16 protein-coding genes and 1 riboswitch are annotated in these 18486 nt (G+C 71.1%); of the genes, 3 read left to right on the forward strand and 13 right to left on the reverse strand.

Annotated features, from left to right (window positions below; translation table 11 throughout):
• Nucleotides 1-3: 3 nt before the first annotated feature.
• From Pta02_RS11455 to Pta02_RS11505, 11 genes are all read right to left on the reverse strand, one after another.
• The gene (locus Pta02_RS11455) at nucleotides 4-900 is read right to left on the reverse strand and encodes an aldose 1-epimerase family protein (RefSeq protein WP_203874712.1); all 897 of its coding nucleotides are present in this window, start codon (nucleotides 898-900) and stop codon (nucleotides 4-6) included.
• 102 nt (nucleotides 901-1002) lie between these two features.
• A complete protein-coding gene (locus Pta02_RS11460) occupies nucleotides 1003-2010 on the reverse strand; it encodes a LacI family DNA-binding transcriptional regulator (protein ID WP_203874771.1) in 1008 nt (335 codons plus the stop codon).
• Between the two features lie 33 nt (nucleotides 2011-2043).
• A complete protein-coding gene (locus Pta02_RS11465) occupies nucleotides 2044-3468 on the reverse strand; it encodes a GH1 family beta-glucosidase (protein ID WP_203874713.1) in 1425 nt (474 codons plus the stop codon).
• Nucleotides 3465-4346, reverse strand: a complete 882-nt coding sequence (locus tag Pta02_RS11470; protein WP_203874714.1) for a carbohydrate ABC transporter permease — start codon at nucleotides 4344-4346, stop codon at nucleotides 3465-3467. Before Pta02_RS11470 ends, Pta02_RS11465 begins: the two co-directional genes overlap by 4 nt.
• A complete protein-coding gene (locus Pta02_RS11475) occupies nucleotides 4343-5323 on the reverse strand; it encodes a carbohydrate ABC transporter permease (RefSeq protein WP_203874715.1) in 981 nt (326 codons plus the stop codon). The genes Pta02_RS11470 and Pta02_RS11475 overlap by 4 nt, the downstream gene beginning before the upstream one ends.
• Before the next feature lie 82 nt (nucleotides 5324-5405).
• The gene (locus tag Pta02_RS11480; RefSeq protein WP_203874716.1) at nucleotides 5406-6746 is read right to left on the reverse strand and encodes an ABC transporter substrate-binding protein; all 1341 of its coding nucleotides are present in this window, start codon (nucleotides 6744-6746) and stop codon (nucleotides 5406-5408) included.
• 1052 nt (nucleotides 6747-7798) lie between these two features.
• Nucleotides 7799-8605: a calcium-binding protein gene (locus tag Pta02_RS11485; RefSeq protein ID WP_203874717.1), complete on the reverse strand. Its 807-nt coding sequence runs from the start codon at nucleotides 8603-8605 to the stop codon at nucleotides 7799-7801.
• A 321-nt stretch (nucleotides 8606-8926) separates the two neighbouring features.
• Nucleotides 8927-9625, reverse strand: coding sequence for a CHAP domain-containing protein (locus tag Pta02_RS11490; protein ID WP_239130199.1), 699 nt, complete (start codon nucleotides 9623-9625; stop codon nucleotides 8927-8929).
• Nucleotides 9626-9686: 61 nt separating this feature from the next.
• Nucleotides 9687-9822: riboswitch (cyclic di-AMP (ydaO/yuaA leader) on the reverse strand.
• Nucleotides 9823-10069: 247 nt separating this feature from the next.
• Nucleotides 10070-10897 carry an aldo/keto reductase gene (locus tag Pta02_RS11495; RefSeq protein ID WP_203874719.1) on the reverse strand — a complete coding sequence of 276 codons (828 nt, stop codon included), beginning with the start codon at nucleotides 10895-10897 and terminating at the stop codon, nucleotides 10070-10072.
• 25 nt (nucleotides 10898-10922) lie between these two features.
• Nucleotides 10923-11501, reverse strand: a complete 579-nt coding sequence (locus Pta02_RS11500; protein WP_203874720.1) for a TetR/AcrR family transcriptional regulator — start codon at nucleotides 11499-11501, stop codon at nucleotides 10923-10925.
• A gap of 15 nt (nucleotides 11502-11516) precedes the next feature.
• Nucleotides 11517-12380, reverse strand: coding sequence for an oxidoreductase (locus Pta02_RS11505; protein WP_203874721.1), 864 nt, complete (start codon nucleotides 12378-12380; stop codon nucleotides 11517-11519).
• 253 nt (nucleotides 12381-12633) lie between these two features.
• Between Pta02_RS11505 and Pta02_RS11510 the strand changes: the two genes are divergently transcribed.
• Together Pta02_RS11510 and Pta02_RS11515 are read left to right on the forward strand one after the other, a co-directional pair.
• Nucleotides 12634-13674 (forward strand): hypothetical protein, encoded by a 1041-nt coding sequence (locus tag Pta02_RS11510; protein WP_203874722.1) that lies wholly within the window; start codon nucleotides 12634-12636, stop codon nucleotides 13672-13674.
• 11 nt (nucleotides 13675-13685) lie between these two features.
• Nucleotides 13686-14924: a DUF6716 putative glycosyltransferase gene (locus Pta02_RS11515; RefSeq protein WP_239130202.1), complete on the forward strand. Its 1239-nt coding sequence runs from the start codon at nucleotides 13686-13688 to the stop codon at nucleotides 14922-14924.
• A gap of 134 nt (nucleotides 14925-15058) precedes the next feature.
• On the opposite strand, the gene Pta02_RS41880 is transcribed toward Pta02_RS11515, so the two are convergent.
• Nucleotides 15059-16405, reverse strand: coding sequence for an alpha-2,8-polysialyltransferase family protein (locus tag Pta02_RS41880; RefSeq protein ID WP_203874724.1), 1347 nt, complete (start codon nucleotides 16403-16405; stop codon nucleotides 15059-15061).
• Nucleotides 16406-16448: 43 nt separating this feature from the next.
• Nucleotides 16449-17378 (reverse strand): glycosyltransferase family 2 protein, encoded by a 930-nt coding sequence (locus Pta02_RS11525; RefSeq protein WP_203874725.1) that lies wholly within the window; start codon nucleotides 17376-17378, stop codon nucleotides 16449-16451.
• Nucleotides 17379-17610: 232 nt separating this feature from the next.
• Between Pta02_RS11525 and Pta02_RS11530 the strand changes: the two genes are divergently transcribed.
• Complete coding sequence (locus Pta02_RS11530; protein ID WP_203874726.1) at nucleotides 17611-18474, forward strand: SDR family oxidoreductase; 864 nt, start codon at nucleotides 17611-17613, stop codon at nucleotides 18472-18474.
• The last annotated feature ends 12 nt before the right edge of the window (nucleotides 18475-18486 follow it).

Raw genomic sequence — 18486 nt, forward strand, 5'->3', positions numbered from 1 at the left:
GTCTCAGCAGGGAGAGATCGTCCAAGAGTGCTCGGCCTTGTCGCCCGGCTGGAGCACGATCAGGTCCGTGCCGGAGTTGTAGGCGTCCGGCGGGCAGCTCATCGGCTCGACGGCCAGTCCCGCGTAGCCGAGCCCGGTCCCGGTGCACACCTGCGCCCAGGGCATCGCGGCCGCCTCCCAGGCGATCTCGACGCCCCCCTCCGGGCCGCGCACCCGGACCCGGACCAGCCCGTCGCCGTCCGGGACGAGCCCGGTGAAGGCGTGGTCCACGGGCGTGGCGCCGATCACGCGCGACGTCCGGAAGTCGTACGGCGTCGCGGCGACCTCCTCCAGCGAGCGGGGGAGCAGCAGGTCGTCCACCAGCAGCACCCGATCGGCGGGCACGTGCAGCTCGTAGTCCTCTACGACGGGGCCGGCCAGCAGCCAGGGATGCGGACCGGCGCCGTACGGCGCGGCCTCCCGGCCGATGTTCTCGGCGGTGAGCGTGGTGGTCAGCCCTTCGGGAGTGAGGGTGTACAGCACCTGCAGGGCCAGCGTGAACGGATAGCCGGGGACCGGGGTGATCGTGTGCGTCAGCCGTACGGAACCTTGCCCGTCCCGCTCCTCGGACCACTCCACCGCCTCCCAGTCGACCTCGGCGACCAGCCCGTGCAGGGCGTTGCCCCGGTCCTCCTCGTTGACCGGCAACCGGTGGGTCCGCCCGGCGAAGGAGTAGCGGGCGCCGCCGACGCGGTTGGGCCAGGGGGCCAGCAGTGTGCCGCTGTAGCAGGGGATGGGGCCGTCGGCGGGCCAGCTCGCCACCAGGTCGCGCTCACCGCGGCGGAGTACGCGCAGGGCCGCGGCCCGTTCGGTGATCTCAGCGCTCAGAGCGCCGCTGCGGAGGGTGAACTGCCGGGACACAGGGGTCCTTTCGCCGGGGGAGGGGGACGGGGAGGGCGGTGGGAACAGGGGGAGACCGGGGTCACCCCGGGGTGCGCGGGGGGCGTCCGGGACGGGCGCCGCTCACGCGGAGTCCCGCTCGACCAGGTGGGTGTCCAGGATCACCACGGGCTGCTCGAGCTGCTCGCCGTTGATCCGGGCGACCAGCAGGTGGGCCATCTGCCGTCCCATGGCCTCGGTGGGCTGGTGCACGCTGGTGAGGGTGGGGGAGGAGTGCGCGGCCGCGGGGGAGTCGTCGAAGCCGATCACCGCGACGTCGCCGGGGATGCTCCGGCCCGCCTCGCGCAACACGCGCATCGCGCCCAGCGCCATCGGGTCGGAGGCGGTGAAGACGGCGTCCACGTCCGGGTTGCCCTCAAGGAGAGCGCGCATGGCGATCATGCCGCTCTCCTCGCTGAAGTCGCCGTAGGCCACCATCTCGGGGATCCCGGTGGCCAGCAGCGCGTCGCGGTAGCCCGCCAGACGGTCGACGCCCACGCCCATGTCCTGCGGGCCGGCGATCGTGGCGATCCGGCGCCGGCCCTTGCCCAGCAGGTACTTCACCGCCTGCCGGGCGCCGGCCCGGTTGTCCACGTCGACGTAGCTGTAGGGGTCGAGGCCGATCGGGCGGCCGCCGATGACGGTCGGCACGCCCATCTCCTCCAGCCGCCCGGGCAGGGGGTCGGCGCCGTGCAGGGAGATCAGCAGCACGCCGTCGACGTGCTGGCCCGTCAGATAGTGCTCGAGCCGCTCGTGCTCCTGCTCGGACTGGGCCATCGCCAGGATGAGCTGCAGGCCGGTTTCCGACAGCGCCGATCCGATCCCCCGGATGGTCCCGGCGAAGTAGGGCTCGTCGAAGACCCGCAGCTCCGACTCGGAGACCACGAGGGCGACGGTGTCGGTGCGCCGGGTGACCAGGGCCCGGGCGGCCCGGTTGGGGACGTAGCCGAGCTCCTGGATGGCCCGGTGCACCGCGTCGCGCGCCTTCTCGCTCACCTTGGGTGAACCGTTGATGACCCGCGACACCGTGCCACGGCCGACACCGGCCAAGGCCGCGACCGCCTCGAGCGTCGGACGACGGTCGCCGTTCATCTGCTTCGCCCCCATGGATGGACTCGTAGCGTCTTATTCTGCCGGACCGTTCAGGCCTCCGCGCCTGATGGTCCCGGAATACCAGAGAGCGCTCTCTTTCGGAACCCTGCGCTGGGTCTCGTAGTCGACGTGGACCAGCCCGAACCGCTTGCCGTACCCCCAGGCCCACTCGAAGTTGTCCATCAGCGACCAGGCGAAGTACCCCTGCAGCGGCACCCCCGCCTCGATCGCGGCGTGGCAGGTGCGCAGGTGCGCCTCGATGTAGGCCAGACGCTCGTGGTCCCCCACGGCCCCGGCCTCCGTCATGACGTCGTCGAAGGCCGCGCCGTTCTCGGAGATGACCAGCGGGACCCGCGGGTACTCCTGGGCCAGGCGGACCAGGATCTCGTACAGCCCGGCGTCGTCGATCTCCCAGCCCATGGCCGTGACCGGCCGCCCGGCGTTGACGAACGACACGTGCTCGCTGCCCACCCACGGCGAGCCGCTGTCGGTGGGGGCCGCCGCCGCCGAGGCCGCGCCGCCCGGGACGCCGGAGACGGTGAAGCGGCTGTAGTAGTTGATCAGCAGCATGTCCAGCGGCGCCGAGATGACGTCCATGTCGCCGTCGCGGACGAAGTCGGCCATCGGGCCCAGGTCCTGCAACACGTCCTCGGGGTAGGCGCCCTTCAGCAGCGCGTCCAGGAAGAACCGGTTCTGCAGCCCGTCGATGCGGCGGGCGGCGTCCAGGTCGGCCTCGGAACCGGTCTGCGGGGAGATCGCGTAGAGGTTGACGCAGCCGCCGATCCGGGTGTCCTGACGCTGGGCGCGCATGGCCCGCACGGCCAGGCCGTGGGCGCGCAGCAGGTTGTGCGCGGCGTGCATGGCCTGGGCCGGCTCGCGCCGCCCGGGGGCGTGCTCGCCGGAGGCGTAACCCAGGAAGGCCGCGCACCACGGCTCGTTGACCGTGCTCCAGTTGCGCACCCGGTCGCCGAGCGCGTCGTGCACGATCGCCGCGTAGTCGGCGAAGCGCTCGGCGGTGTCGCGGGAGGGCCAGCCGCCCGCGTCCTCCAGGGCCTGGGGCAGGTCCCAGTGGTAGAGCGTCACCCAGGGGTCGATGCCGCGGGAGAGCAGCTCGTCGACCAGCCTGCTGTAGAAGTCCAGGCCCTTGGCGTTGACGGCACCGCTGCCGTCGGGCTGGATCCGGGGCCAGGAGACGGAGAACCGGTAGGCCCCCAGGCCGAGGTCGGCCATGAGCGCGACGTCGTCGCGGTAGCGGTGGTAGTGGTCGATGGCCACGTCGGCGTTCTCGCCGTTGACCACCCGGCCGGGCTGGCGGACGAAGGTGTCCCAGATCGAGGCGCCCCGACCGTCCTCGGAGACGGCCCCTTCGATCTGGTACGCGGAGGTGGCCGCTCCCCAGGCGAAGTCGGTCGGGAACACCAGGATCGGGCTCTGAGTATGCGTCTCTTGCGTGGTCACGCCTTGACCGCACCTTCCATGAGGCCGCCGACGATCTGACGGCCGAACAAGATGAACACGACGAAGAGGGGGAGGACCGAGGCCGCCGTGCCGGTGAAGAGCATGACGTAGTCGGTGCCGTGCGCCTGGTTGAGAGCGGCGATCGAGGTCTGCACCACCGGGTTGTCCGGGTTCAGCACGATCGACGGCCACATGAACTCGTTCCAGTTCTGCATGAAGGTGAGCAGAGCCAGGACCGCCATGCCGGGCCGTACGGCGGGCAGCACCACGCTGGCGTAGATGCGCATGGTGGAGGCCCCGTCGACGCGGGCCGCCTCGACGAGCTCGTCGGGCACCGCCTGGGTGGTGTACTGGGTCATCATGAAGACCCCGAACCCGTTCACCAGGAACGGCAGGATCACCGCCTGGATCTGACCGGTCCAGCCCAGGTTCACCATCATCTCGTACAGCGGGACGATGCCCATCTGCTGCAGCGGGACCATCATGGTCAGCAGGATCGAGCCCAGCAGGATCTTGCTGCCCCGGAACTTGAGCTTGGCGAAGGCGAAGCCGGCCAGGGTGGAGATGAGCACGACCGAGAGGGTCACGGTCGTCGAGATGATGATCGAGTTGATCAGCCCGGTGGCGAAGTGGGCGTCCTCGGTGTTGAGCAGCCGGGTGACGTTGTCGCCGAGGTTGCCGCCGGGCAGCAGCGGCGGCGGGGTGTCCAGGGCCTCGTCGTTGGTGCGCGTGGCCATGATGAACATGTAGTAGATCGGGAAGGCCGACAGCACGAGCGCGAAGGCGAGGACCACCTTGGTCAGCGGGCCCGCGTCCCAGATGCGGTTCGCCGCCGACGCCGGTGACGCCGGGCGCCGGCGGGTCTGGATCGCCGTCACTTGTTGCCCCCGATCCGGCGGGTGAAGGAGTAGTTGATCAGGATGCCCACGAGGATCAGTGCGAACAGCATCCAGGCGGCCGCCGAGGCGTAGCCCATGTCGAAGTCGCGGAAGGCCTCCTTGACGATGAACATGGCCACCGTCTGGTACTGGCCGGTGGCGCCGCCCGCCATGGTGGGGTTGCCCTCGAACATGACCGGTTCGGCGAACAGGGTCAAGCCGCCGATGGTGGAGATGAAGACCACGAAGACGAGCGTCGGGCGGAGCATCGGGATGGTGATCTGCCAGAACTGCCGCCGGGGCGAGGCGCCGTCGAGGGAGGCGGCTTCGTAGAGGTCCTTGGGGATCGTCTGCATGGCGGCCAGCAGGATGATCGCGTTGTAGCCGGTCCAGCGCCAGTCGATCATCGTGGAGATGGCGAGCCACGCGGTCCAGCTCTGGTTCTGCCACTCGATGGGCTCGACCCCGAAGAAGCCGAGGAACCAGTTGATCATGCCGTAGTCACGGCCGTAGAGCTGGGTGAAGACCACCGCCACCGCGACGACCGAGGTCACCAGCGGCAGCAGGATTCCGAGGCGGAAGAAGAGCCGGCCCCGGATGCGCTTGTTGAGGGCGTTGGCGAGCATCAGCGCCAGGACGAGCTGCGGGATCGTGGAGATGACGAAGATTCCGACGGTGTTGACCACCGCGTTCCAGAAACTCTCGTCGGCGATCAGCTCGATGTAGTTGTCGATGCCGAGGAAGGTCTTGTCCCCGCCGAGCTCCCAGTCGTGCAGCGAGGCCCAGAGCGTGTAGCCCAGGGGGAACAGACCGAAGAGGGCGAACAGCAGGAAGTACGGCGAGACGAGGAAGTAGGGAGTCGCCCGGAGGTCGAACCTGGTGAGTCCGCCCCCGCCCCGTCCCGCGGCCCGGCGCCCGGACGTCCGGCGGGGACCGGAGCGCCGCGGGGGGGCGGGAGTGTCGATGTTCAGGGTCATCGGTGAGCCTTTCAACGCAGGGCAGGCGACGGGCCCGGCGGCGGGGTGGCCGCCGTCGGGCCCGTCGATCGGGGAGAGGGGATCAGCCCGCTGCCTTGGTGCCGGCCTCGACGAACTTGGTCCACGCCTCGGCGTAGGGGATGGAGCCCTTGTCCATGCCCTCCAGGACCTTCTCCGCGGCGGTCTTCACCTGGGCGTGCTTCTCACCGAGGAACACGGGGAGCAGGTTCGCGGTCGAGTCGCCGAAGATCTTGCCCACCGGGGCGTCGTTGAAGAAGGCGTTCTTCTTCTCGGAGACCTTCGGGTCCTGCTGGCCGGACAGGGAGCTCGGGAAGGCGTTGGCCTCCTCGAAGGCCAGGACGTGGCCCTCCTTGCCGGTCAGGAAGTTCAGGACCTCGGCGGCCTCCTTCGGGTGCTTGCTCTGCGACGGGACGGCCAGGTAGGAGCCGCCCCAGTTGCCGGCGCCACCGGGAACGCCGGCCACGTCCCAGTTGCCCTTGTTCTCCTCACCGGCCGCGCCCTCGATCACGCCGACCATCCACGCGGGGCAGCCCATGACGGCGAAGCCGCCCTTCTTGATGGCCGCGTTCCACTCGGGGGTGAAGGAGGCGAGCTTGGCGGTCAGGCCCGCCTCGCTGTAGGCCTTGACGGTGTCGAAGGCCGTCTTGATCGCCGGGTTGGTCTCGATGATCAGCTGGTTGCTCTTGTCGAAGTAGGCGACGTTGCCGTTCTTCGGCGCCTCCTGCGACAGGACCGTGTTGTAGAGGGTGTTCGGGCCGTCGAGGAACTTGGCGTCCTTGACCTTCTCCTGGAACTTCTTGCCGGTCTCCATGAAGGAGTTCCAGTCCGGCCAGAGCTTGGTGACCTCGTCGCGCTCGCCCGGCAGGCCCGCCTTCTCGAACAGGTCCTTGCGGTAGCACATCGCCATGCCGCCGATGTCGGTGCCCAGGGCGAAGAGCTTGCCGTCCTTGTTGACGCCGTTCTCCCACTTGGCCGCGGGGAAGTCGCTCTTGCGGTCCTGGAGACCGTACTGGCCGAGGTCGGTGAAGAACTGCGGACGCTGGGCCATCAGGCCCATGGCGCCCTCGTCGATGCCGACGATGTCGGCGGTGCCGCTTCCGGCCTGCAGCTTCTGCAGCAGCTGAGGAAGGTAGACGTCCTCGAAGCGGTCGGTCAGGTTCTGGTACTTGACCTGGATGTTGGGGTGCGCGGCGTTCCACGTCTCGACGGCCTTGTCGTAGCCGAAGTTCTCGCCACCGCCGAAGGTGTGCACGGTGATGGTCACCGGCTCGGCGGGAGCGGCGGAGCCGCCGCCGCCGGCGGTGCTGGCAGGCTCGTCAGAGCCGCAGGAGGTCAGCGCCAGGGCGGTGGCCGCCGTGACGGCGATAGCGGCGAGCTTGCCGTGCCGCTTGTGGTTCAACATTCCGGACCCCTCTCAGGTGGTCGCCCGAATCGATGGGAGGTGGCATCGCAGACCCGTCCCCGACAGCGTGGTCTGCGATGGGATGGATCGTCAGCGTTTTTGGGAGCGCTCCCACGAAGAGTGGACGATGGGCAACCAGGCCGTCAATATGCCGAAACTCAACCGTTACATCTAGGCCATACTTGCAGGACAAACGGGCATGTTGGCTGCGATACCACCCAACCGGGTGTTTGGGAGCGCTCCCATCGTGGAAGTGCCATCAGGGCGATTACCGGCCCATATGCCGCTTCGAAGGCTTGTGATCACTATGTGACGCGGGTGGTTCGGGCGCCCCGGGCGGGGCGGTGGGCCGGGGGAGATGTTTGGACGCGCCGGCGGTGAGCAGAAGAAAAGGTTCGGGCGGACGGCGGGAGAGAGGCGGACGCGCCAGCGATTCGGTGGGCGCCGGGTTGTGGGGCCGGAGTAAGCCGGGGTGTTGGGACTGGAGTAAGCCGGGTTGTTGGGGCCGGAGTGAAGGCGCCTGAAAAGGAATTCCGGATGATCCGGTTGCGGGGGAAGTGGTGTAAATCACTTGAAATGCGGGGAAATAGATTCGCCTGCCGATGATCCCCGAACCTGCCGGATCCGCACCGGGGAGCACCCGGACGACCTCCTCGCCGACCGGTGGAGACGGAGAGGACGCCCGGCCGGGACGGCGGGCCGGAAGCGCTCTGACGGAGAACCTCGATCGCCATTCGCCCCTCTCGTGGAGACCCGGCGGAGACGGGACGAATTGGCGGATGTCAATGGCCGTGCGAGCGGAAAGGCGTCCGCGGAATAAACGGCGGGATATGCGGCCGGAGAGGGCCGTGGACGGCTCTCTCCTGCGGCGGGTGCGGTGCGTTCTCCGGTGGCGAATGCGGTACGGCGCGCCGTGCGGCGGCGGTGCGGTGCGTTCTCCGGTGGCGAATGCGGTGCGTTCTCCGGTGGCGGGGACGGTTCGGCACGGTGCCGTGCGGCGGCGGGTGCGGGGTGGTGGGGTGCGGTTCCGTGGGGAACCGCACCGGGCCGGGTCAGCTGTTGACGGTCTCGCAGTCGGTCGGCTGGTCGGCCGCGTCGGCGTCCGCGATGTCGCCGGTGCCGGAACCGCAGCTCACCACGGCGTCGAAGCCCCCGTCGTCGGCCACGATGCGGTCGTTGCCGCCGCCGGCCGAGAGGCGGTCGTTGCCGCCGAGACCGTTGATGATCTCCGGTGCGCTGTCGCCCTCGATGGTGTCGCCGAACCGGCTGCCCACGACGACCTCGACGTCGCCCAGCACCTTGTCGCGGTCGATGTTCCCGCCGGCGTTGCGCCCGTCGTTGTTGACGGTGTCCTTCCTGATGAAGACGCCGACGTTCGCCTGGGCGTAGCTGACCATGTCACTGGAGCCCGCGCCGCCCTGGTAGGTGAGGGTGGTGCCGCCGCCGGTCGACAGGCCGGCGTTGAAGACGTCGGAGCCGTCGCCGCCGACGACCGCGCCGGTGAGCGGGACGCGGGCGGTGAAGGTGTCGTTGCCGCCGCCCAGGTTCGCCGACAGGCCGGTGACGCCGGTGCCGCAGTCGACCACCTTGGTGGTGACCTGGGTACAGCCCTTGCCGGGGGTGGCCTTCAGGGTTCCGGTGGTGTTGCTCACGCGGAAGACCGAGCCCACCTTGAGCACCTCCACGGTGTCGTTCACCGCGGTGCCGCCGGGCACGATCGTGATGGCGCCGGACACGCGCTCGACGACGAGGTCGCCCGGAGCGGCGGCGGCCTGGGCCGTGCCGGGGGCCGAGGCCAGGGCGGCGACGAGGCCGCCGAGCATGGTCAGACGCAGCGCGCCTCGCTTGAGGGTGTTCATGTTCGGTTCCTTCTATGTGACGGAGTCAGGAGCGGGCTGAGTCGAGCCCTGCTCACCTTTCGTCCTCATGATCTGAAGGAAGACCGCCCTTATCTGCGCAAAACTGCACACTTCCCGGGCTTTTCGATAGGTAAAGATCCTCACTGCGATCTCGGCCATGCCGTCCGGAGCGAGCCTCGTCATCGGCGTGAGCCGGGCCGGGAGGCCGGACGGGGCGGGCGGGAGGCCGGACGGGGCGGGCGGGAGGCCGGACGGGGCCGGAAAGCCGCGAAGGGGCGCGGCTCGCGTGAGCCGCACCCCTCGGACGTGATGGGCGGGCGGTCAGCCCAGGTAGACCGGGTAGCCGTAGCCGACGACCTGCGACTTGGGGCGGATTCGCTGCTCGACCTCGCCGTTGCCGGTGTTGCCCTCGACCGTGATGATCGTGCCGTCGCCGTTGTCGTGCTCGACGAAGCCGACGTGGTCGATCCCGTAGACGCTGTCGCCGCCGTCCCAGTCGAAGAAGACGACCGCGCCCGGCTCGGCCTTGGTGCCCCAGCGCTTGTTGTTCTTGAACCACTCGGCGTGGGTGACGGTGTAGGCGTCCCAGCCGACGACCGGCCGGATGCCCGCCTGCTCGCCGACCCAGGAGACGAACATGTCGCACCAGGGGGCGTTGGCGTAGCCCCGGACGTTGCCGCCGTCACGCGCGATGGTCTCCTTCACCCGGGGGGAGCTCATGTACCAGGAGTGGAACTTGGTCCCGCCTCCGGAGGAGTTCTCCTTCACGCCGATCTGCTCCTTGGCGATGGCCAGCAGCTGCCGGGCCGACACCTTGGGCAGTCCCTCGGCGATGGTCAGCAGGGGGCTGGCGGACGCCTTGGCGGACGCGGAGCTCGTGGCGGAGGCCCAGGAGAGCTGGGGAACCTCGGCGGCGGGGGCGTTGAGGGGGTTCTGGGCGCCGGTGGTGGCCAGGGCCGGGGGCGCCATGACGGCACCGCCGGTGACGGCGAGCGACATGCCGATGGCGATGCGGGCCATATGGCGCTTCTTGGCAGGGGAAATGCGGCGATGCTTGCCCATAGAGGGGTTCGACTCCTTGATCGGCTTCCATTTCGCCTACCGGGTTAGCTGACGGGTTCGGGCTGGGAAGTGCCCTACAACGGCGAGCGCGTTGATTCACCCCGGAAAACCTGGGTTCCCGGTTCCGCGAGATGCGGATTCGGCGTCCGTGTACCTCCCATCGGCAGGAACCTCGACCTGGTGAGTCACGGTGCGGCAAGGGTCGGGTAAACGGCGTGCCGGAAATTCCCCGCAGTGTTTCCGTACGGCACGCGAAGGTGGAGGCGAGGGTAAAAACCGGGCCCGGCCGGAGAACCGGCCGGGCCGTGGAGAACGGGCCGGACGGGCGTCGCCGGCCCGCCCGGTCGAACAGGTCGGAGTGGTGGCCTCAGCCCGCCCGGTCGAACGGGTCGATGAGCGGCCTCAGCCCGCCCGGTTGAACGTGGCGGGGTCGGGGCCCAGCCGGGTGCCGGTGTCCAGGGCGTCGATCGCGGCCATGTCGCCGGCGTCCAGCTCGAAGCCGAAGACGTCGAAGTTCTCGGTGATCCTGGACGGCGTCACCGATTTGGGGATCACCACGTTGCCCAGCTGCAGGTGCCAGCGCAGCACCACCTGGGCCGGGGTCCTGGCGTGCTTGGCGGCCAGCTCGGCCAGGACCGGCTCCTGCAGCAGCCCGCGTCCCTGACCGAGTGGGCTCCAGGCCTCGGTGAGGATGCCGTGCTCGGCGTGGAAGGCCCGCAGCCCGGCCTGGGGGAGCATCGGGTGCAGCTCGATCTGGTTGATCGCCGGGACGACCTCTCCCTCCTTGAGCACGTGCTCCAGCTGCTCGACGGGGAAGTTCGAGACCCCGATGGCCCGGACCGCGCCGTCGGCGTAGATCTTCTCCAGGGCCCGCCAGGTCTCCACGTACTTGCCGTGGGCCGGGAGCGGCCAGTGGATCAGGTAGAGGTCGAGATAGTCCAGGCCGAGCCGGTCCATGCTCGCGTCGAAGGCGCGCAGGGCGCTGTCGTAGCCGTGGTCGTCGTTCCAGAGCTTGGTGGTGATGAACAGCTCCTCGCGCGGCACGCCCGAGGCGCGTACGGCGCGGCCCACACCCTCCTCGTTGCGGTAGAGCTTGGCGGTGTCGATGCTGCGATAGCCCGCCTCGATCGCGGCGGCGACCGCCACGCCCGCCTCGGCGTCGGGCACCTGCCAGACGCCGAAACCGAGCTGTGGCATCCGCACGCCGTTGTTGAGAGTGACGAATTCCATGATTGTCATACTGTCGTACCGGCCGTCACACGCCCGCGCCGGTCCAGGAGCGGATCAGCGGCAGCAGCGTCCCGTCGACCGCCTCCTCGGCGAACTCCCGGTCCAGCGGCTCTCCCGTGACCAGCAGCCGGTGCCAGACCAGCGCCTCGACCACCGTCCTGAGCCGTGCCGGATCGATCCGCCCGACCGGCTCACCCCGCTCGCGGGCCCGTTCGATCAGCGGGGCGGTGCCGGTGACGTCGGGACGGCGCAGATTGCCGCGCAGGGCCGCGGCCAGGGAGGCGTTGGTGAGCAGCGAGGGAAGGAGGCCGAAGATCATGTCGTGCCGGCGCCGCAGGACCTCGCAGAACCCGGTCACGGCCCCGACGAGGTCCTCGCGCATCGAACCGGTGTCCGGCGGCGGCGGGACGTCGATCTTCGTGTGGTTGCAGATCAGGTCCGCCACCAGGGCCTCCTTGCCCGGCCACCGGCGGTAGATCGTGGCCTTGCTGGCGCTGGCGCGCCTGGCGATCTGGTCGATCGACATCCGGTCGAACCCGACCTCCGAGAGCAGTTCCTGTGTCGCGTCGAGGATGGCGCGCTCACGGGACGGGTCGAGACGCAACGTGCCTCCGATGTGCTACTGGTGCCGGTCGAGCATCTCGAATCGTACGCCGGTGAGCTTCTCCGACTCCTCCCACAGGCGCCGCGTCACCTCCTCGTCCAGCGCGTGGGGCTTCGGCTGCAGCTCCTTCGGCCCGGGGCCGATGAACTCGCCGCCGTGGACGTCCGGGGAGGTGGCCGCGTACAGGGTGGGGATCGCGCCCTTGTCGGGCGTCTGGATCAGCAGCCGGCCGAGCGCCGCGATCGGCCTGGTGAGCGGGCCGAACTTCACGATGCCGGTCATCGTCGTGCCCGGATGCACGGCCACGCTGATCAGCCGGCCCTGCGCCCGGCGCTGGAGCTCGCGGGCGAACATCAGGTTGGCCAGCTTGGAGCGGCCGTAGGAGGAGAACCTGCTGTAGCCGCGCTCCAGGGTCAGATCGTCGAAGTCGATCCTGCCCACGGCGTGCGCGTCGCTGGAGACGGTGACGACGCGGGCGCCGGGCCTGGCCAGCAGGCGCGGCAGCAGGAGCCCGGTCAGCGCGAAGTGCCCCAGGTGGTTGGTGCCGAACTGCATCTCGAAGCCGTCGGCGGTGGTCTGCCGGGGGATCAGCCCGATGCCGGCGTTGTTGATCAGCAGGTCGACCGGTTCGTCCACCTCCGCGGCGAAGGCGCGCACCGACGACAGGTCGGCCAGGTCCAGCCGCCTGAGCTCGATCCGCGCCCCGGGGACCCGTGCAGTGATCTCCCCGGCCGCGGCGCGGCCCTTCTCGAGGTCGCGGGCGGTCATGATCACCCGGGCGCCGCGCGCGGCCAGCACCCGCACGGTCGGTATGCCGATGCCGCTGCTGGCGCCGGTCACCAGCGCGGTGGAGCCTGTCAGGTCGGGGATCTTCCACATGGCGCGCTCCTCGGATGGGCGGATCGAGTGTACGGAACCGTTTCGTACAGCACGCTACGGTGGCGCCCCGCGCCCCGCAAGCCCCCGGCCCCGTGAGTCCCCGGCCCCGTGAGTCCCCGTCCCGCAAGCCCTCCGCCCCGCAAGGCCCCGCCCGCCGTACGGACCTCCTCCCCGGGCGGCGCACACGGGTGTAGGCGGTTGTTCACCCGCGGTTCCCGGGCGCGTAAGGCCGCCGGGCTACGGTGAGGCGATCGTGAACGGGTCATCGCCCGGCGTGGACGAATACGGCCGGGACCACGCGCGGAAGCAGGGTTCGGCCGTCGCCTGGGTGGAGTCCCCGCTGCAGATGCTCTGCGCCGTGGAGGCCCACCACGCCGGGCTGCTGGGCGAGCGCACCCTGCTGGTGCCGCGGGCGAAGCTGCGCCCGCTCACCGTCACCGGCCGCGAGCTGTCCAGGCTCGCCCTGCCGGACGGGCTGGAGCTGGCCGGCCCGGAACCCGGCATGCCCCGGCCGCCGTACCGCCGGACCTGGGTGGTCGGCGACGCCTTCTCCGGGAAGGTGCAGGCCGGCTGGCTGACCGCCTTCCCCCGCCGCATCGTCGTGGTCGACGACGGGCTGGCCACCATCAGGCTCCTGGAGCTGCTCTCCGGGCGGGCGGGCACGCCGCTGCTGCGGGCCCGCGCCTCGGCCGGTCCGCTCAGGACCGCGCTGGGAACCGCCGCCGGGCTGCGGCTGCGCGCCGCCGCCCGGTCCGGCCGACTGTCGATCTTCACGGCGCTCCCGGTGCCCGCCGAGCTGGCGAAGGCCGTACGGGAGACCGGGGCCGATCTGGTCACCCACGACTTCTCCTGGCTTCGTTCCCAGCCGCTGCGCAGGCCCCGTCCCGAAGAGCGCACCGTCGTGCTGGGCACCTCACTGGTCCGCAACGGGCTCATCCACCGCGACCGCTATCTGACCTGGCTGGCCGCTCTGGGCTCGGCCGGGCCCGTCGCCTACTTCCCGCACCGGCGGGAGGACCCGGACGATCTCGCCCGGGTCCGGGAACAGCCCGGGATCACCGTCTACGGCGGCGGCGCCCCCGCCGAGATGACCCTGCGGGGTCTGGCCGCGGAGCAGCGGGTGCTGAGCCTGCCCTCCACCGCGGTCACCTCGCTGCGGGTCCTGCTGGCGGCCCGCGGCGTCGCGGTGGAGACGGTGGAGGTCCCCGAGGAGTGGTGGACCTCCCGGGCGGCGCCGTCACTGCGCTCCCACCTTTCCATGTTCGCCCATCACGACACGGGAGTGACCCGTTGAAAGTCCTGGCCGTGGCCGACTCGGATTCCTACCTGAAGTGGGCCGCCTGCCTGCTCGCGGACCTGCCCGCGGGCTGTACGGCGGAGCTGACGGTGATCCGCACCCCCATCACGCCGTCCCCGGCGCAGATCCACGCCGCCGTCGCCGGGGCACCGGGACACGGGGCTTCCGGGGGGACGGCCGACCCGGCGGTGCTGTCCGCGCGGGCGCTGCGCCGTACGGCCGAACGTCTGCGGCCCGACGCGGTGCTGGTGGCGTGCACCGGGCCCGTGGTCGACATCCTGGCCGGCGAGGTGCTCGCGAACCTGTCGCCGCGGCCGGTGTTCGTGACCGGGCTGCCCGGGATCTCGGTTCCGGCGACCGAGAAGGCGTGGCTGTTCCGCAGCGGCTGCGACCTGTTCGTCCTGCACAGCGGGCGCGAGGTCGAGGAGTTCTCCGAGATCGCCCGGAGGCTGGGCGGCGGCGGCCAGGTGGGCCTGGCCCGGCTGCCCTTCCTGCACACCCGCGGTCCGGGCCGGGAGGACGACCGGTCTCCTGCGCACGGCCGGGGCGGTGATCGGCCCCTTTCGCGCGACCGCGTCGTGTTCGCCACCCAGGCCAAGGTGCCCCGGCGGCGCGAGGAGCGCGAGCGCATCCTCACCGCCCTGGCCGCCCTCGCCGAGCACCGCCCGGACCTGGACGTGGTGGTCAAGCTCCGCGCGCTGGACGGCGAGCGCCAGACGCACAACGAGCGCTACCACTACCAGCGGCTCTGGCAGGAGCTCGGCGGCCGTGAGGACGTGCTCCGCTTCGCCGCCGGGCCGATGCACGAGCACCTGGACCGGGCGGCCGGGTTCGTCACGGTCAGCTCGACCGCGGCGCTGGAGGCGATCGCCCGGTCGGTGCCGCTGCTGGTGCTGTCCGACTTCGGGGTGAGCGCGGAGATGATCAACCTGGTGTTCGAGGGCAGCGGGCTCCTGGGCACCCTCGACGACCTGGCCATGGGACGCTTCCGCACCCCGCAGGAGGAGTGGTGCCGGGCCAACTACTTCCACGGAAGCGCCGATGACGACTGGTCGAGCCGGCTGGTCACCCTGGTCGGCCAGGCCCGCTCCGGCCGCCTGGCGCCCGCGCGCTCGCTGCTGGACGGGCCCCGGTACGCCGCGGCCCGCCGCCGCGCCCGCCTGCGCGTGGAGGTGCCGCCGACCGTGCTGCGGGCCGGCTACCGGGCCAAGCGCCGGATGCGCCGCTATCTGAAGGCCCTGGGCTGAGCGGACTTCCGGAGGCGCTGTCCTGGCCCCTCACGGGCCGTGCCGGGACCGGGACAGTGCCGATCGTGACGGTGCTGATCATGATGGCGCCGTCACGGCGGTGCCGGAGGACGGCGCCGATCAGGGCGGGGCGATCAGGAAAGGGCCCGCGCCAGGCGGCGGCGGAGCCTGTTCAGCGTGCCGGCCGCCGGGCCGCCGGGGACGGCGGGGACGGCGGGGACGGCGGGGACGCCGGAGGGCAGCAGGTCCAGGGCGGCCAGGCGCTGCCGCTTGAAGTAGCGCTCCGGGCCGTGGGCCTCCAGGTAGGCGGCGGCCTCGGTGCGCAGGTCCGGGTGGGCCTCGCTCTGCATGCAGTAGCCGACCGCGCGGACCAGCGCCTCCAGGTCGACCGGCGGGGGTTCCGCAAGCGAGCCGTCCGCCTCCAGCCGCGGCAGGAGGGCGTCGGTGATCGTGACGGGGACGCGGTTGCTGTTCTCGTACGGCGTGAGCCGTTCCAGGACCAGCTCCCCTCCGACGGTCGCCGCCGGGAGGCCGAAATAGCGCCGGGCGGTGATCAGGGCGGTGGAGAAGCAGCCCACCACCAGCTCCGGCCGCGACGAGGCGAAGTACGACTCCGCCGGGACGGTCCCGTCGGCGACGGTGAGGCGGACGCCGAGCTCGGCGGCCGTCTCGCGCAGCTCCATGGCGTGCCGCCGCCCGGCGGCCGGATGCGGCTTGAACAGCACCGAGCCGAACCCCCTGGCGGCCAGCCCGCGCAGCATGCCGGCGTGCAGGGCGGCCTCCTCCTCGGGGGTGACGATCTCCAGCGCGGACAGGTACTGCCCCAGGATCATCGCGCTCCCGGACCCGGAGGCGCCGCCGGATCCGGAGGCGCTGCCGGATCCGGAGACGCCGCCGGGCGCGCTCTCGCCGAGGACGCGCAGGAACGCCCCGTCCGGGATGACCTGCCCCCGCACGCCGTACTCCGACAGCAGCAGGGGCGACAGGCCCGGCACCAGATCGAGGTGGAGCAGCCGGCTGATCCGGCCCGCGATCTCGATGGGCAGCGGGTCGCGGGTCGGGCCGTAGCTCATCAGGCCGTCGGAGTAGACCGTGACGGGGCAGTCCCGCAGCAGCCCGGCGATGGTCCGCGCCGGGGGGACCGCGACGGACTCCACGACCAGCTCGCGCGGGCCGCCGTCCAGGGACAGGCGGGAGGCCAGCAGACGGCCGATCATCGGGACCTCGATGACCCGGGCCTTCCAGTCCGACGGGTGCAGCGGGGCCACGATCTCGTTCCACGACCACACCTCGTCGAAGCGCGGGCGCAGCGCGGCGAACCCGGGCGCCTCGTCCAGCCGGGGGGTGATCTCCGGAACGGCCGCGTTGTTGGAGACCAGCAGGATCCGGCGGTCCTCGCGCGGGCCGAAGGCGCCCTCGTCGACCGCCGCGGCCAGCGTCATCGCGCCGAACAGGGTGGAGGCGTAGAACACCTGGGTCATCGAAGTCTCCGGGGCGTGCGGATCACGGGACGCGGGGCGTCGCTCATCGGGTCTCCATCAGCCGGCGCAGGGTCTCGTCGCGTTCGGGGTCCAGCCGGGTGGCGTCCAGCAGCTCCGCCGGCAGCCGCCGCAGGACCGCCGCGCCCCGCTCCTCGAAGCGGGCGCGCAGCTCCGGTGAGAAGCGCTCGCGCAGCTCCAGGTGGTGGGCCAGCAACGCGCAGAACTGGCGGACCGCCTTGGGCGCGAACTCGTCGGGAAGATCGGCGAGGACCAGCTCGAAGGCGTCGAAGAAGTGCAGCTGGCGCGCGTCGCCGATCTGGGTCAGCGAGCCGGACACCATCCGCCGGTAGAAGAGCCCGGCCAGGGAGACCACGGCGAACGAGCCGGCCTCCCGGTGCAGCCGCCAGATCCACGGCCGGTCCTCGGCGGTGTGCAGGCTCCCGGGGAAGGTCAGCAGCTCACCCAGGTCGCGGCGGTAGATCCCGGCCCAGGCGTAGGGATAGTCGACCATGGTCCTGGAGCGGGCGGGCAGGATGTACTCGCGCGGTTTGAGCACCGTGTCGCGAACCGACAGCGGGGCCCGGTGGGTCACCCGCTTGCGCCCCTCGGCCTGCACGTGGTCCACCCGGACGAAGTCGCAGTCCAGCCGCTCGATCGCGCCGACGAGGGAGGCCAGATAGCCGGGCGCGAGCCAGTCGTCGCCGTCCATGAACGTCACATAGCGGCCGGAGGCCAGCGACAGTCCGAGATTGCGGGCGTCGGCCAGCCCCACCGGGGTCTCGTTGCGCAGCACGACGAGGCCGGACAGCTCGTCCCGGAAGTCGTCGATGATCTGCCCGGTGGCGTCCACCGAGCCGTCGTCCACCACGATGAACTCGAAATCCCGGTGCGCGTTCCTGACCAGCGAGGTCAGCGCGTCGGAGATGTAGAGCCCGGCGTCCCGCACCGGGACGACGACCGACAGCTTGATCAAGTTTTCCCTCGCGGGCTCCGTGCGGATCCGGACGCCTGAACCGTAGCGATCCGCGGAGGTGCGGGGCTGAACACGCGGGGACGCGGCGGTGAACACTGGGAGCGCCGTACATCCGCGGATCCGGACATATCAAGGACATATCCCGTCCTACATGGGTTCTAGCGTGGAGGAACGAGCGGCAATCCGGTACGGCGAGCGAATCCGGTACGGCGAGCAGGGAGGCGGACGCGACATGAGGATCCTGGTGACGGGCGCGACGGGGTTCGTCGGCCGGAACGTGGTCGGCGGGCTCCTGCGGGCGGGGGTGAGCGTGCGTGCTCTGACCCGCGATCCGGCGGCGGCGCGGCTGCCCGGGGCGGCGGAGGTCGCCGGCGGCGACCTGACCGAGCCCGGGAGCCTCGCGCCGGCCCTGGAGGGCGTCGACCGGATGTACCTGTTCCCGGTCGAGGAGACGGCCGAGGAGGTGATCCGCCTGGCGCGCGGGGCCGGGGTGCGCCGCATCGTGGACCTGTCGGCCGCGTCCGTCACCGCCGGCCTGCACACCAACCCGGTGGAACGGGCGGTCGAGGAGTCGGGAGCGGAGTGGACGCACGTGCGGCCCTGCGGGTTCATGGCGAACATGCTGCAGATCTGGGCGCCGTCGGTGCGCGCCGAGCGCGTCGTCCGCTACCCCTTCGCGGACGAGCCGATGAACCTGATCCACGAGGCCGACATCGCCGACGTGGCCGTGGCCGCGCTGCTGGAGGACGGCCACCACGGCCGGGCGTACACCCTGACCGGACCCCGGACGATCACCGTGCGCGAGCAGGTCCGGGCCATCGGCGAGGCGCTCGGCGAGGAGGTCCGCTACGAGGAGGTGACGCGGGAGCGGGCACGGGAGCTGATGAGGGCCCAGGGCGGGTTCGCCGCCGAGAGCGCCGACCTCATGCTCGGCTTCGTGGAGTACGGCGGCGAGCGGCCTTCGAGCGAGGACGGCTACGCCGACCAGGACTGGTCGGCGCTGATGCGGGTGTGGCCCGACGTTGAGAAGGTCACCGGCCACCCGCCCCGCGACTTCGCCCGGTGGGCCGGGGACCACGCCGACGACTTCCGCTGACCGGCGAGCGGT

This window comes from Paraplanobispora takensis, assembly GCF_016863195.1.
GTDB classification, from domain to species: domain Bacteria; phylum Actinomycetota; class Actinomycetes; order Streptosporangiales; family Streptosporangiaceae; genus Planobispora; species Planobispora takensis.